11 protein-coding genes are annotated in these 15,251 nt (G+C 41.8%); 8 read left to right on the top strand and 3 right to left on the bottom strand.

Features of this window, described 5'->3' with window-relative positions:
- Positions 1-21: 21 nt before the first annotated feature.
- The 4 genes from carA (at position 22) to F542_RS01455 (ending at position 6,984) form a co-directional block, all read left to right on the top strand.
- Entirely contained in the window at positions 22-1,161 is a 1,140-nt protein-coding gene (gene carA / locus F542_RS01470) for a glutamine-hydrolyzing carbamoyl-phosphate synthase small subunit (protein ID WP_015433366.1), read from the top strand.
- Between the two features lie 292 nt (positions 1,162-1,453).
- Positions 1,454-4,657, top strand: coding sequence for a carbamoyl-phosphate synthase large subunit (gene carB, locus F542_RS01465; protein WP_025266737.1), 3,204 nt, complete (start codon positions 1,454-1,456; stop codon positions 4,655-4,657).
- A gap of 160 nt (positions 4,658-4,817) precedes the next feature.
- Positions 4,818-6,446, top strand: a complete 1,629-nt coding sequence (yidC, locus tag F542_RS01460) for a membrane protein insertase YidC (RefSeq protein ID WP_025266736.1) — start codon at positions 4,818-4,820, stop codon at positions 6,444-6,446.
- 73 nt (positions 6,447-6,519) lie between these two features.
- Positions 6,520-6,984: a YchJ family protein gene (locus F542_RS01455; protein ID WP_025266735.1), complete on the top strand. Its 465-nt coding sequence runs from the start codon at positions 6,520-6,522 to the stop codon at positions 6,982-6,984.
- On the opposite strand, the gene F542_RS01450 is transcribed toward F542_RS01455, so the two are convergent.
- On the bottom strand, positions 6,979-7,377 hold the full coding sequence (locus F542_RS01450; RefSeq protein WP_158329198.1) for a hypothetical protein: 399 nt from the start codon (positions 7,375-7,377) through the stop codon (positions 6,979-6,981). The two genes, F542_RS01455 and F542_RS01450, sit on opposite strands and share 6 nt — an antisense overlap.
- A 167-nt stretch (positions 7,378-7,544) precedes the next feature.
- On the opposite strand from F542_RS01450, the gene F542_RS01445 reads away from it, so the two are divergent.
- A complete protein-coding gene (locus tag F542_RS01445; protein ID WP_025266733.1) occupies positions 7,545-8,318 on the top strand; it encodes an amino acid ABC transporter substrate-binding protein in 774 nt (257 codons plus the stop codon).
- A gap of 83 nt (positions 8,319-8,401) precedes the next feature.
- Here the strand turns inward: F542_RS01445 and glmS are convergent, their stop codons facing one another.
- Positions 8,402-10,234: a glutamine--fructose-6-phosphate transaminase (isomerizing) gene (glmS, locus tag F542_RS01440; protein WP_015433374.1), complete on the bottom strand. Its 1,833-nt coding sequence runs from the start codon at positions 10,232-10,234 to the stop codon at positions 8,402-8,404.
- An 89-nt stretch (positions 10,235-10,323) separates the two neighbouring features.
- Positions 10,324-11,082: a DeoR/GlpR family DNA-binding transcription regulator gene (locus F542_RS01435; RefSeq protein WP_015433375.1), complete on the bottom strand. Its 759-nt coding sequence runs from the start codon at positions 11,080-11,082 to the stop codon at positions 10,324-10,326.
- A 252-nt stretch (positions 11,083-11,334) separates the two neighbouring features.
- On the opposite strand from F542_RS01435, the gene F542_RS01430 reads away from it, so the two are divergent.
- The 3 genes from F542_RS01430 (at position 11,335) to F542_RS01420 (ending at position 15,237) form a co-directional block, all read left to right on the top strand.
- Positions 11,335-12,312, top strand: a complete 978-nt coding sequence (locus F542_RS01430; protein WP_015433376.1) for a ribonucleotide-diphosphate reductase subunit beta — start codon at positions 11,335-11,337, stop codon at positions 12,310-12,312.
- 62 nt (positions 12,313-12,374) lie between these two features.
- Positions 12,375-14,042, top strand: a complete 1,668-nt coding sequence (locus tag F542_RS01425; protein WP_015433377.1) for a ribonucleoside-diphosphate reductase subunit alpha — start codon at positions 12,375-12,377, stop codon at positions 14,040-14,042.
- Positions 14,043-14,193: 151 nt separating this feature from the next.
- Positions 14,194-15,237: an ABC transporter substrate-binding protein gene (locus tag F542_RS01420; protein WP_015433378.1), complete on the top strand. Its 1,044-nt coding sequence runs from the start codon at positions 14,194-14,196 to the stop codon at positions 15,235-15,237.
- Positions 15,238-15,251: the final 14 nt, after the last annotated feature.

The raw sequence follows: 15,251 nt of genomic DNA, 5'->3' as shown, positions 1-15,251 counted from the left end.
TTGATATTAGGAGTAAAAAGAATGTTCAAACCCGCAATTCTCGTTCTCGCCGATGGTTCGGTTTTTCACGGTAAATCCATTGGGGCGGACGGTCATAGTATCGGTGAAGTTGTCTTCAATACGGCAATGACAGGCTATCAAGAAATTCTCACCGATCCTTCCTATACTAAGCAGATGGTAACGCTAACCTATCCCCATATTGGCAATACAGGAACAAATAACGAAGACGAAGAATCCAAAAAAATCTGTGCCAGCGGTTTAATCATTCGTGATCTCCCTTTAATTCATAGCAATTTCCGAGCAAATTCCTCCCTTTCTGATTACCTCATTCAACATAACGTTGTCGCAATTGCCGATATTGATACTCGCCGTTTAACCCGTATTTTGCGTGATAAAGGTGCACAAGCTGGCTGTATTTTTGTGGGCGATGATGAAGCGAAAGCATTAGAGCTAGCAAAATCTTTCGGCTCAATGGCTGGACTTGATCTTGCCCAAGTCGTCACCTGTGAGAAGCCTTACGAATGGACAGAAGGCGAATGGCATTTGCCTGTTACCAATCATGGCAAGCCATTCAACACGCAACAACATCCCGAATTTCATATCGTGGCGTACGATTTTGGCGTAAAAACCAATATCTTGCGTATGCTTGCAGAGCGTGGTTGCAAAATTACCGTTGTACCTGCGAAAACCACTGCCGAAGAAGTGCTTGCCTATAATCCTGATGGTGTATTCCTTTCTAATGGGCCAGGCGATCCAGAGCCGTGCGATTATGCAATTTCTGCGATTAAAACCATTCTTGAAACGAAGCTCCCTGTGTTCGGCATCTGTTTGGGGCATCAGCTCTTAGGCTTAGCCGCAGGTGGCAAAACCAAAAAAATGGCGTTTGGGCATCACGGTGCGAACCACCCTGTGCAAGATTTAGATAGCCAAAAAGTGCTCATCACCAGCCAAAATCACGGTTTTGAAGTGGACGAAGCGAGTTTACCAGCGAATGTGCGTGTGACTCACCGTTCATTATTTGACGGCACGGTACAAGGGATTGAACTTACCGACCAACCTGCGTTTTCTTTCCAAGGACACCCAGAAGCCAGCCCCGGCCCACACGATGTGGCTTATTTGTTTGATCGCTTTATTAGCGATATGCGGAGAGTGAAGGGGTAACAAGCGGTTTGATTTTGTAAAAAATCGGCAAAAAGAGACCACTTATCGATGAAGACAGAAGAATGAGAAAGTTATAGAGATCGAACACCCCTCTTTAGCAAAGAGGAGCGGGAGGAGATTTGGCAGAAGTGATTAACGAGAGCATAATTTGAGTTACCTTGGTTGTATAACATCAAAAATCACCTATTCATTCTCTCACTTCGCCAATGAAGTCTGCCAAATCTCCCCTAACCCCTCTTTGCTAAAGAGGGGGATCAGATCGAGCAAAATTATAGAGAAAGGGAATTTAATTATGCCAAAAAGAACAGACATAAAAACCATCTTAATTATCGGTGCAGGCCCTATCGTAATCGGGCAAGCGTGTGAGTTTGACTACTCGGGTGCACAGGCGTGTAAGGCGTTGCGGGAAGAAGGCTATAAAGTGGTGTTGGTAAACTCTAACCCAGCGACCATTATGACCGATCCAAATATGGCAGATGTGACCTACATCGAGCCGATTGAGTGGAAAACCGTTGAGAAAATCATCGAGAAAGAACGCCCTGATGCAATTTTACCGACAATGGGCGGGCAGACCGCTCTGAACTGTGCGTTGGGTCTCTCCAAACAAGGTGTGCTGAAAAAATACAATGTCGAGCTGATCGGGGCAAGCGAAGATGCGATTGATAAAGCCGAAGATCGTGGTCGTTTCAAAGATGCGATGACCAAAATTGGTTTAAATACGCCAAAATCGTTCGTGTGCCACAGCTTTGAAGAAGCGTTGGCAGCACAAGAGCAAGTGGGTTTCCCAATCTTAATTCGTCCATCGTTCACAATGGGCGGTTCAGGTGGCGGTATCGCTTATAACAAAGATGAATTTATGGCGATTTGTGAACGTGGTTTTGAAGCCTCGCCAACCCACGAATTATTGATTGAGCAGTCAGTGCTTGGTTGGAAAGAGTATGAAATGGAAGTGGTGCGTGATAAAGCAGATAACTGCATTATCGTCTGCTCAATTGAAAACTTTGACCCAATGGGCGTGCATACTGGCGACTCTATCACTGTTGCACCTGCTCAAACCTTAACCGACCGTGAATACCAAATTATGCGTAATGCCTCTTTGGCGGTGTTGCGTGAAATCGGGGTGGATACGGGCGGTTCAAACGTGCAGTTTGCGATCAACCCTGAAAATGGCGAAATGATCGTGATTGAGATGAACCCTCGTGTGAGCCGTTCTTCTGCATTGGCTTCAAAAGCAACAGGTTTCCCGATTGCGAAAGTGGCAGCGAAATTAGCGGTGGGTTACACTTTAAATGAGTTGCGTAACGACATCACTGGCGGTTTAATTCCTGCCTCTTTTGAACCAACGCTTGATTATGTAGTCACCAAAATCCCACGCTTCGCCTTTGAAAAATTTGCCAATGCTGACGACCGCTTGACCACCCAAATGAAATCCGTGGGTGAAGTGATGGCGATGGGCAGAACCTTCCAAGAGAGTTTGCAAAAAGCGTTGCGTGGCTTAGAAACGGGGATTTGCGGTTTCAACTTGCTTTCCGAAGAGCCTGAAAAAATCCGCCGTGAGCTGGCAAATCCGGGCCCGAACCGTATTCTTTATGTGGCGGATGCATTCGGTGCTGGTTTCTCATTAGAAGAAGTTCACCACTACTCCAAAATTGATCCGTGGTTCTTAATTCAGATCCAAGATCTGGTGCAAGAAGAATTAGCATTAGAGAAAAAACAATTCAGTGATTTAGATAAAGCCGAAATTCGCCGCTTAAAACGCAAAGGCTTTTCCGATAAACGTATCGCCCAACTGACCAAAGTCAGCGAAAAAGCCGTGCGTGATTACCGACACAGCTTGGGCGTTGTGCCAGTGTATAAACGTGTGGACACCTGTGCGGCTGAATTTGCAAGTGATACCGCTTATCTCTATTCAACCTATGAAGAAGAGTGCGAAGCCAACCCATCAGATCGTAAAAAAGTGATGATTTTAGGCGGTGGCCCGAATCGTATCGGACAAGGGATTGAATTTGACTACTGCTGTGTGCACGCCAGCCTTGCCTTGCGTGAAGCAGGTTTTGAAACCATTATGGTGAACTGCAACCCTGAAACCGTTTCTACCGATTTTGACACCTCCGACCGCTTGTACTTTGAGCCATTGACCCTTGAAGATGTGTTAGAAATCGTGCGTGTAGAACAACCGTGGGGCGTGATTGTGCATTATGGTGGTCAAACACCACTGAAATTAGCAAATGCGTTACATGAAAATGGGGTAAACATTATCGGGACATCAGCAGATAGCATTGATGCTGCCGAAGACCGTGAACGTTTCCAACAAATCCTGCATACACTCAACTTAAAACAGCCAGCCAACCGCACGGCTCGCAATGCGATTGAAGCGGTAGAACTTGCTAACGAAGTCGGCTATCCGCTCGTAGTGCGTCCATCTTATGTACTCGGTGGGCGTGCAATGCAGATCGTCTATAACGATGAAGAGCTAAACAAATATATGCGTGAGGCGGTATCAGTCTCTAACGATAGCCCAATTCTGCTCGATCACTTCTTAAATAATGCGGTAGAAGTGGACGTGGACTGTATCTGCGATGGCGAAAATGTCGTTATCGGTGGCATTATGCAACATATCGAGCAAGCAGGGATCCACAGTGGCGACTCCGCTTGTTCGTTACCGCCATATTCACTCGGCAAAGAAATTCAAGACGAAATCCGCCGCCAAACCAAAGAAATGGCGTTTGCATTGGGCGTGAAAGGCTTGATGAACGTACAATTTGCGGTACAAAATGATGTGGTTTATGTGTTGGAAGTCAATCCTCGTGCCAGCCGTACCGTGCCGTTTGTCAGTAAAGCCACAGGACAACCGCTCGCAAAAATTGCCGCTCGTGTGATGGCAGGCGAAACCCTCGCTCAATTAGGGGCAACCGAAGAAGTGATCCCAAGCAAATACTTCGTCAAAGAAGCAGTATTCCCATTCATTAAATTCCCTGGTGTAGATACCATTCTTGGGCCTGAGATGCGTTCAACCGGTGAAGTGATGGGCGTAGGTGAAACTTTTGCTGAGGCCTTCTATAAATCACAATTAGGGGCAAACGAGCGTATCCCAAGCGTGGGTAAAGTGTTCTTATCGGTTACCGATCAAGATAAAGCTCGCACCCTTGAAGTGGCAAAACGCTTACAAGAGCAAGGCTATGGTTTGTGTGCGACTTTCGGTACAGCGAAATTCCTGCGTGAAAACGGCATTGTGATCCAAACCATCAATAAAGTGCGTGAAGGCAGACCGCATATTGTTGATGCAATCAAAAACAATGAAATTGCGTTGATTGTCAATACGGTAAACGGCGATCCTGAGGTGATTGCAGATAGCCATTCTATCCGCCGCACCGCATTGCAACAACGCATTCCTGTTTACACCACGGTGGCAGGGGCTGAAGCGGTTTCTTATGCGGTGGCACATATCAACGAATTTGATGTGTATTCGGTGCAAGCGTTACATAACCGTAAATAATCTCACTCATTAAGCAAGCGGGCAGATTTTGCAGAAAAAATGCAAAATTTGTCCGCTTGTTTGTTTAAAAATAAATTGTTCACAGCCCCTTGCTATATTAGAATATGAGCCTTTCAGCGTGGGGAAACCCATTTCACTTTAATCACACAGAGAACCTAAAATGAACTCAAACCGTAGTTTACTAATTATGGGTTTGCTGCTTGTGTCGTTTTTGATGTTTATTCAGTGGCAACAAGATTTCGATCCTGAAATTCAAGCGCAAAAACAAGCACAGCAAGCACAAGTTGCAATGCAATCTGGCGATGTTCCAGCCTCTTCCAATGCGAATACACCGATTAGCGATCTCGCTGCTCAAGGTAAAACTATCACAATCGAAACCGATGTATTGCGTTTAACCGTAGATACATTAGGTGGTGATGTAGTCGATTCTAAATTGTTACAACACAATGCCGAACTTCATTCCAATACCCCATTTGAGCTATTACAAAATAAAGGCAACTTTACCTATGTCGCACAAAGTGGTTTAGTGGGTAAAAACGGTATTGATACTAATGCTGGTCGCCCGCAATATCAAACCAGTGCAGATAGCTTTACACTTGCAGAAGGCCAAGATGAAATTGCCGTGCCATTAGTATTTGAAAAAGATGGTGTCACCTATACCAAAACCTTCACGCTCAAACGTGGCAGCTACAATATTGCAGTTGATTTTAATATCAATAACCCAACTGCTGAAACGTTAGAAGTTCAGCCGTATGGTCAATTAAAACACTCGATCGTAGAAAGCTCTGGCAACTTTGCGATGCCTACTTATACAGGGGGCGCTTATTCTTCATCTGAAACAAATTACAAAAAATATAGTTTCGATGATATGGCTAAAGCAAACTTATCTATTGATACTAAAGCCGGCTGGGCTGCGGTGCTACAACACTATTTTGTTTCAGCTTGGATTCCAAACCAAGATGCACAAAATAATCTTTATACTCGCACTGCAAATAGCATCGCTACAATCGGTTATCGCGGTGAAATAACTAGCGTTGCACCAAATTCTCAAGCAACTATCAGCAGTAACTTATGGACTGGTCCGAAAGATCAAGATGCGATGGCAGCCGCTGCCAACAACTTTGATTTAACCGTGGACTATGGCTGGGCGTGGTTCATTGCAAAACCGCTATTCTGGTTACTGACTTTCATTCAGAGCATCGTCAGCAACTGGGGTTTAGCAATTATTGGGGTAACACTGGTAGTAAAAACTATTCTTTATCCACTTACCAAAGCACAATACACTTCTATGGCAAAAATGCGTATGCTGCAACCACGCATTCAAGAAATGCGTGAACGTTTCGGTGATGACCGCCAACGCATGAGCCAAGAAATGATGAAGCTCTATAAAGAAGAGAAAGTAAACCCAATGGGTGGCTGTTTACCAATCTTGCTGCAAATGCCGATCTTCATTGCGTTATACTGGACATTTATGGAAGCAGTAGAGCTGCGCCACGCGCCATTCTTTGGTTGGATTCAAGACTTATCTGCACAAGATCCATATTACATTCTGCCACTACTCATGGGCGGCTCAATGTTCTTATTACAGAAAATGTCACCAACACCTGTTGCTGATCCTATGCAGCAAAAAGTGATGACCTTTATGCCGGTGATGTTTACTGTATTCTTCTTATGGTTCCCATCAGGTTTAGTACTTTACTGGCTCACTTCAAACCTAATTACGATTGTGCAGCAATGGCTAATCTATCGTAATTTAGAGAAAAAAGGCTTACATAGTCGCCATAAATAATTGATAATGAACCTGCATAGCGATATGCAGGTTTTTTATTTCAAGCGCTCTCTTTTTTAAAAAATTTTACAAAATGACAGTTTCACTTTGCCCTTGCCAATCTAACAAATCTTATGCTGAATGTTGCCAACCTTTTCATACTGGCAAGCAAATGCCCTCGACAGCCGAGCAACTCATGCGCTCGCGTTATACAGCTTACACCATGGTAAATATCGACTATATTATTGCGACAACTGTACCTAGCCAACAGAATTTACTCGATCAACAGGCTATGCATGAATGGGGAAAGAATACCCAATGGGCGGGGCTAGAAATTCTGAAATACAACCCTCGCTTTTCCAAACAACATGCTACAGTGGAATTTAAAGCCCACTTCCAAACAGAAAATGGTCTTGATACCCACCACGAGCTCTCACTATTTGTACAGATTGATGGGAATTGGTATTTCGTTGATCCAACCGTACCGCTCCCCAGCATGAAACAAGCCTGTATTTGTGGCTCGGGAAAGAAATTTAAGCACTGTTGCGGCGTGCTATAGCGGTGATTGCTTGCTAATTTTCTGCAAATCTTGTGCAGTTACTTTTTTAAGCTGCACAGCAAAAATCAAGCCACCAAACATAACAAGAATCACATAAGCTATACCACCTTGATAGGGACAGTTACAAGCATAAAGCAGATATAAGCGCCACATAACTATCACTATTGGAATCAGCAATAATAAGCTTAAGGCATGCTGGTATAGCTTAAAAGACAGCTGAAAGTAACGATGTCCTAATCTAAAAATCCCATAAAAAGAGACTCCACATACCCACATAAGTCCCCAAAAAAGCCAATCAGGAAACTGTTCTCTTGGGTAAAGAAATGTGTAAGTCATTTTTATGCCGATTGCACTTAGTAAACCGATTACCATTAAAAAGTTTTTCAATACCATTAGCATTACACAAAAAATAATATTAATTCTCAATTTTAATTAAATCAGTAAAAATCTCAAGCAACTCTGGCACTTTATTATTTATTATTCCATTTAGTTATTTGCAAGCGCTCAGAAATCCGCATAAATTTGCAAAAATAGATTGTGAATACCCAAAGGAATAACATATGGTAAAAAAATTATCTGTTTTCGCATTAGCTCTAGCGGTTTCAGTTTCAGCTGCTGCAAGAGATTCACTGCTTGATCGCATTAACGCAAAAGGCACTATTACAGTAGGGACAGAAGGTACTTATGCTCCTTATACTTACCATGATGAAAGCGGCAAATTAACAGGTTATGATGTGGAAGTAACACGTGCAGTAGCAGAAAAACTGGGCGTAACCGTTGATTTTAAAGAAACTCAATGGGATGCCATGTTAGCTGGTTTAAAAGGCGAGCGTTTTGATTTAGTGGCAAACCAAGTGGGCTTAACAACTCCAGAACGCCAAGCGACTTTCGATAAATCAGAATCTTATAGCTGGTCTGGCGCAGCACTAGTGACACGCGAAGATAATACCACTATCACTAAACCCGCTGATGTGAAAGGCGTAAAAACCGCACAAACGTTAAGTTCTAACTATGGCGAAATGGCTCGCGATAACGGGGCTGAAATCGTACCTATCGATGGAATGGCACAAGGGTTATTATTAATCCAACAAAAACGAGCAGATGCCACCTTCAACGATAGTTTGTCACTGTTAGATTACTTAAAGAAAAATCCTAATTCAGGCCTAAAAATTGTTTGGGAAGCAGAGGAAAAAGTTGGGGCTGGTTTAATCGCAAACAAAGGCAATGATGAGGCTTTAGCTAAAATTAGTGCGGCAATTGTTGAGTTACGCGAAGAGGGTACATTGAAAAAAATCGGTGAACAGTTCTTCGGTAAAGATATTAGCGTGAAATAATATCGTTTATTCCTTATAAACGAACTAGAAAAATAACCGCTTGTAAAAATACAAGCGGTTATTTTTCATCAGAATTTTACAAATTATTCTACTGTTACCGCTTTCGCAAGGTTACGTGGCTGATCCACATCAGTTCCTTTAATTAAAGCAATGTGGTAAGAAAGTAATTGTAACGGCACAGTATAGAAAATTGGTGCTGTTACTTCGCTTACTTTTGGCAATGTGATGGTTTTAAACCCTTCCGCATCTGCAAAACCGGCTTCGTTATCGGCAAACACATAGAGCTGACCGCCACGAGCACGCACTTCTTCAATGTTTGATTTTACTTTTTCAAGTAAATCATTTTCCGGCGCAACGACAATTACAGGCATATCACTATCAATTAATGCTAGTGGGCCATGTTTTAATTCTCCTGCCGCATAAGCCTCTGCGTGAATATAAGAAATCTCTTTTAATTTCAATGCAGATTCCATCGCGATTGGGTAATATTCACCACGGCCTAAGAAGAGAGTGTGATGTTTATTGGCAAAGTCTTCAGAAAGTTTCTCAATCGCTTTATCGAAGACTAACGCGCTTTCTACCTGTGCAGGTAATAATTGCAATGCATGGATAATCTCACGCTCTTTTTCTTCACTTACCGTACCTTTTAAACGACCAATCGCGACATTTAAAAGCAATAAGCAGGTTAATTGGGTGGTAAAAGCTTTGGTTGAAGCTACGCCAATTTCTACCCCCGCTTTAGTCATAAAGGCAAAATCCGATTCACGTACAAGTGATGAGCTTGCTACGTTACAAATTGTCATAGCAGACATAAAACCAGACTCTTTCGCTAAGCGTAGTGCCGCAAGGGTATCTGCAGTTTCACCAGATTGTGAAAGGGTGATTAATAAGCTATTTGGGCGAGTAACAAATTTGCGGTAACGGAATTCTGAGGCAATTTCCACATCACAAGAAACCCCAGCAATTGCTTCAAACCAATAACGAGCCACCATACCTGCATTGTAAGACGTACCACAAGCCACAATTTGTACATGTTCTACTTTTTTCAGAATTTCTTCAGCATTTGCCCCGATCGCATCAATTAAAACACGGTCGTTCGCGATACGCCCTTCTAGCGTATTACGAATTGCTACTGGTTGCTCAAAAATTTCTTTCTGCATATAGTGGCGATATGGACCTTTATCTGCCGCATCGTGTTCAAAGTTTCCTTCGTGTAACTCACGCTCTACTTTATTGCCATTATGATCAAAAATTGCCACGCTTTCACGCGTGATTTCTGCAACATCACCCTCTTCTAAGTAAGTAAAACGGCTAGTTACGCTTAATAATGCTAATGGATCAGAGGCGATAAAGTTTTCACCAATACCGTGTCCAATAACAAGCGGACTGCCTGAACGTGCCACAATTAAGCGGTTTGGATCGTCTTGATTCATTACCACAGTACCGTAAGCACCACGTAATTGTTTTACGGTTTTTTGTACTGCCTCTAATAAAGAAGCAGCTGTACGAAATTCCCACTCCACTAAGTGAGCGATAACTTCAGTATCGGTTTGCGATTGGAAAACATAACCACGCGCTTGTAGCGATTCACGTAATTCTTCGTAGTTTTCAATAATCCCATTATGTACCACAGCAATTTTACCACTACGATGTGGGTGTGCATTGGTTTCAGAAGGTTCACCATGGGTTGCCCAGCGAGTGTGTGCGATCCCCGTACCGCCATGGGTGAAATTTTCAGCTAATGCATCGTCTAATGCTTTCACTTTACCTACTCGACGTACAATTTGCATATTGTGATTTTGATCTAATACCGCAACACCTGCTGAGTCATAACCACGATATTCTAAGCGATGTAACCCATCTACTAAGATCTCTGCGATATCACGTTGGGCAATTGCCCCAACAATTCCACACATAGTTTTGTTTCCTTATTTATAAAGTTAAAAGATTCTTGCCTAGCAAGCGGTCAATTTTGCAATATTTTCTGCAAAAGGAGGCGCTTGCATTATTTAGCGATAATCACTTTTACGCCTTTTGCTTCAATTTGTTGCTGAATTTCAGGTTCAAGCTGATCATCGGTAATCAATTTATCAATCTGCTGCCAAGTGAGCTCTACATTTGGCATTTTGCGTCCAATTTTCTGTGATTCAATTAAGACTATCACTTCACGGCTCACATCTGCCATCACTTGACTTAAACTAAGCAGCTCGTTAAAAGTTGTTGTGCCACGCGCTAAATCAATACCATCAGCACCAATAAAAAGCTGATCGAAATCATACGAACGTAATACCTGTTCCGCGACCTTGCCTTGGAAAGACTCCGAGCGAGTATCCCAAGTTCCACCTGTCATTAAAATTGTTGGTTCACATTCTAACGTGGTCAGTTCATTAGCTAATGATAGTGAATTAGTCATCACCACTAGCCCCTGCAAATTTAACTGTTTCACCAGAGCTTTCGTGGTACTGCCACTATCAATAATAATCCGATTATGCTCGCGAATATGGTTCAGTGCAGCCAAGGCTATCACTAACTTTTGTTTTGAAAACGTAGCCTCATTTTCCTCTGCGATCTCAAGTGGCATTCGAATTGCCCCACCATAACGGCGCAATAAAAAACCGCTTTCTTCTAAAGCGGTGAGATCTTTACGAATAGTCACTTCAGAGGTTTCTAATTCCATTGCAAGCTGTTCAACGCTCACTTCACCTATTGTTTGAACTAAATTTGCAATAAATTGGCGACGTTGTTGTGTATTTCGTTTAGACACTTTTGTTTCGGTTTATCTTTCGTTTCGAAAATTATGCAGATTATAAACGCTATTTCACATAAAACAAAGCCGAACTTTTAATCCATCCTTATCTAAACTTTTGGAGTGAAACTACAGGAACTATCAGAATAAAAAATCCCTTTAAAATCAAACACTACTTACCAAGTTTCAACCAGTGAAATTTGTCAAGACTTGTTCTATGAAAAAATATGACTAGAATACTGTGCATCTTATTCAAATCTTAGGCTCGCTATGTCCCGTAATATTTTCAAAAAACGTATTCAAATCAAACCTTATGAATACCCAGAACTCTTGGAGTTTAAAGACGCTATTCGTCACTCATATTGGTTGCATACCGAATTTAATTTCACTGGTGATATTCAGGACTATCGAACTAATATCAACGATCACGAGCGTCATGTGCTAACCCGTGCAATGTTGGCAATTTCTCAGATCGAAGTGAATGTAAAGCGTTTCTGGGGGGAGTTATATCGCTACTTTCCAAAACCAGAAATGGATGATGTGGGTGGTACCTTTGCAGAAAGTGAAGTTCGCCATAAAGATGCTTATTCTTTCTTGCTGGAAAAACTTGGCTTGAATGAAATGTTCTCACAAATCACTGAAATCAAACCGCTAATGAAGCGGATTGAATATATGGAAGAGTTCATGCGTGAGAAAGATGCAGGTAAAGGGCAATTTGTACTTTCTTTAGTGTTATTTTCTCTCTTTGTTGAACACATTTCCCTGTTTGGTCAGTTCTTAATTATGATGTCGTTCAACAAGCATAAAAACCTGTTTAAAGGGATTTCGAATGCTGTTGAGGCAACTTCTAAAGAAGAAGAGATCCACGGCCGTTTCGGCATAGCACTTTACGAAATTCTACGTGATGAACACAGCGAACTCTTTACACCTGAATTCTATGAAGAGCTAAAAACCTTATCACAACAGGCTTTTGAAGCAGAACGAGGTATTTTAGACTGGATCTTTGAAGAAGGTGATTTAAGCTTTATCAGCCAAAAAACGGTAGAGAACTACATTAGATCTCGCTATAACAATTCATTAATGACTTTAGGTTTGGAACCACCGTATGATGTTGATCCTGACTTATTAAAGGAAACAGAGTGGTTTGATATTGAAATCCTTTCTACTAAAGAAACCGATTTCTTCAACAAACGCAGTACCGATTACAGCAAAAAAATGAAGCAGATTACTGCTGATGATCTATTCTAATTCGTAGGGTGCAACGTGTTGCACCCAACTATTTTCTATTTTATTAACGAATACTGTTTAAAATGACTTATACAAATTCTGAACGTCCTGATTTTGCTTGGCTAAATGAAGATAGCCGTTTATTTTTACAACGCGGTTATCTGCTAGAAGGCACTACAGCATTAGATCGTATCCGCTTTATCGCTGAGCATGCTGAGCACAAACTTGGCATCGAAGGCTATGCGGATAAATTCTATCACTATATGGCGCGTGGCTACTTCTCACTCTCTTCACCAATTTGGTCTAACTTTGGATTAGATCGTGGCTTACCTATTTCTTGTTTTGGGAGCTACATTGGTGACTCTATCCATGAAATTATGGTAACAACCGCTGAAGTCGGGATGATGAGCAAAATTGGTGGTGGCACCTCTGCTTACTTTGGTGATATTCGCCCGCGTGGTAGTGCTATCAAGAATAACGGTAAATCCGATGGCTCATTTAACTTTAGTAAACTGTTTGATACTGTCATTGACGTGATTTCACAAGGCACTTCACGTAAAGGACAATTTGCGGGTTATATTGATATTGAGCATGGCGATATTGATGAATGGCTGGATATTCATACTGAAGGTAACCCTATTCAGCTGATGTACTACGGTGTTTGCGTAGGGCATGATTGGTTAGAATCAATGAAAGCCGGTGACCCATACAAGCGCCAGCTTTGGGCAAAACTTTTGCAAAGAAAAACGGAAACTGGAATTCCATATTTATTCTTTAAAGACAACGCAAATGCAGGTCGCCCTGATGTGTATAAAGATAAAAATATGACTATTCATGCTTCAAATCTCTGTACAGAGATTATGTTGCCATCAAACAACGAGGAAAGTTTTGTTTGCTGCTTATCGTCAATGAATCTACTCTATTTTGATGAGTGGAAAGACACCGATGCACCTGAAGTTTTAACCTACTTCTTGGATGTAGTCATGAGCGAGTTTATTGAGAAAAGTGCCGATATGCCATTCCTAGATCGCGCGAATCGCTTTGCGCGCCGCCATCGTGCTCTAGGCTTAGGAGTGCTCGGATGGCATAGTTACTTGCAAGCAAATAACATTGCGTTTGATAGTTTTGAAGCGATGCAGAAGAACAATTTAATCTTCAGAACCCTGCAAGAAAAAACGTTAAAAGCCTCGCAAGAATTAGCGCGTCGCTTTGGTGAGCCAGAAATTCTCAAAGGCTATGGGCGCCGTAATACAACCTTAATGAGTATCGCACCAACGAAATCAAGTAGTTTTATTTTAGGTAGTGTATCTCCTTCGGTTGAACCATTTAAATCAAACTACTATGTAAAAGATCTAGCTAAGATCAAAACCGTGTACAAAAACCCATTCTTAGAAAAATTACTTCAAGAAAAAGGTTTAGATACCGAAGAAACATGGGAAAGCATCCTACTCAATGATGGTTCTGTGCAGCACTTAGAACAGCTTTCAGAGCATGAAAAAGAAGTGTTTAAAACCTTCTCTGAAATCAGCCAATTAAGCGTAATTCAACAAGCAGCACAACGTCAAAAATATATTGACCAAGGACAAAGCATCAACATTATGGTGCACCCAGCAACACCGGCAAGAGATTTGAACCAACTCTATCTCACCGCAGAAGAACTTGGTCTGAAATCTATTTACTATCAATACTCAATGAGCGCGGCACAAGTATTTAACCGTAATTTATTGAGCTGTAGTAGCTGTGAAGGTTAATTTCTTAAACGCTAACGAGAAGCTGAATCTGCAAGGGTTCAGCTTTTTTATTGTTTTTACGTCCAGTATTTTGTGAAGTGGATCACGGTTTTAGTCAGTAAGTTTGACTATAATAATGCGGTATCTCACTAACAAATATAAGGAAAATACGATGAAAACAGCATTAAAAACAGCGGCATTAGCCGTCAGCATTGCCGTAACAGGCTTAGCTGCAAGCAGTAATATCGCTCAAGCAAAAGGTCGCTTAGTGGTTTATTGTAGTGCAACCAATATTATGTGCGAGGAAGAAACCAAAGCCTTCGGCGAAAAATATGATGTGAAAACTTCCTTTATTCGCAATGGTTCTGGTAGCACATTCGCGAAATTAGAAGCAGAGAAAAATAATCCTCAAGCTGATGTTTGGTATGGTGGCACGCTAGACCCTCAATCACAAGCAGGTGAAATTGGTTTGTTAGAAGCTTATCGCTCCCCAAATGTTGATCAAATTATGCCACGTTTCCAAGATCCTGCAAAAGTAAAAGGTAACTTAAGCTCTGCTATTTATATGGGTATTTTAGGTTTTGGGGTAAATACCGAACGTTTGAAAAAATTAGGCATTACCGAGGTGCCAAAATGCTGGAAAGACTTAACCGATCCGCGCTTAAAAGGTGAAGTACAAATTTCAGATCCACAAAGTGCGGGCACGGCTTATACGGCAATTGCGACTTTCGTACAACTCTGGGGAGAAGATGAAGCATTCAAATTCTTCAAAGATTTACATCCAAATGTTTCTCAATATACAAAATCTGGCGTAACCCCTTCTCAAAATACGGCACGCGGCGAAACGACTATCGGGGTTGGTTTTTTACATGACTACGCGCTACAAATCCAAAATGGAGCACCTGTTGAAATGGTTGTGCCTTGTGAAGGCACTGGCTATGAGCTTGGCGGAGTAAGCATCATTAAAGGTGCTCGTAATATTGATAATGCAAAACTATTCGTTGATTGGGCGCTATCTAAAGAAGGTCAAGAATTAGCATGGAAAAAAGGACAAGCTTTCCAAACGCTGACAAATACAACAGCTGAACAATCTCCACACGCTTTCGACCCTGAGAAACTAAACTTAATCAACTACGATTTTGAAAAATATGGTGCCTCTGATGAGCGGAAACGCTTAATCAACAAATGGGTAAATGAAGTTAAACTCGCCAAATAATCTCTCCCTCCGAG

This window comes from Bibersteinia trehalosi USDA-ARS-USMARC-188, assembly GCF_000521725.1.
GTDB classification, from domain to species: Bacteria; Pseudomonadota; Gammaproteobacteria; order Enterobacterales; family Pasteurellaceae; genus Bibersteinia; species Bibersteinia trehalosi.
Note: the sequence above shows the minus strand (reverse complement) of the source record. Positions and strands in the feature narration are given on the sequence as shown.

Bases quoted from the DNA above. Each gene is read 5' to 3' on its own strand.
- F542_RS01445 (WP_025266733.1), top strand. From the start codon at position 7,545: ATGGTAAAAAAATTATCTGTTTTCGCATTAGCTCTAGCGGTTTCAGTT.
- yidC (WP_025266736.1), top strand. From the start codon at position 4,818: ATGAACTCAAACCGTAGTTTACTAATTATGGGTTTGCTGCTTGTGTCG.
- carA (WP_015433366.1), top strand. From the start codon at position 22: ATGTTCAAACCCGCAATTCTCGTTCTCGCCGATGGTTCGGTTTTTCAC.
- carB (WP_025266737.1), top strand. From the start codon at position 1,454: ATGCCAAAAAGAACAGACATAAAAACCATCTTAATTATCGGTGCAGGC.
- F542_RS01425 (WP_015433377.1), top strand. From the start codon at position 12,375: ATGACTTATACAAATTCTGAACGTCCTGATTTTGCTTGGCTAAATGAA.
- F542_RS01430 (WP_015433376.1), top strand. From the start codon at position 11,335: ATGTCCCGTAATATTTTCAAAAAACGTATTCAAATCAAACCTTATGAA.
- F542_RS01450 (WP_158329198.1), bottom strand. From the start codon at position 7,377: ATGGTATTGAAAAACTTTTTAATGGTAATCGGTTTACTAAGTGCAATC.
- F542_RS01420 (WP_015433378.1), top strand. From the start codon at position 14,194: ATGAAAACAGCATTAAAAACAGCGGCATTAGCCGTCAGCATTGCCGTA.
- glmS (WP_015433374.1), bottom strand. From the start codon at position 10,234: ATGTGTGGAATTGTTGGGGCAATTGCCCAACGTGATATCGCAGAGATC.
- F542_RS01455 (WP_025266735.1), top strand. From the start codon at position 6,520: ATGACAGTTTCACTTTGCCCTTGCCAATCTAACAAATCTTATGCTGAA.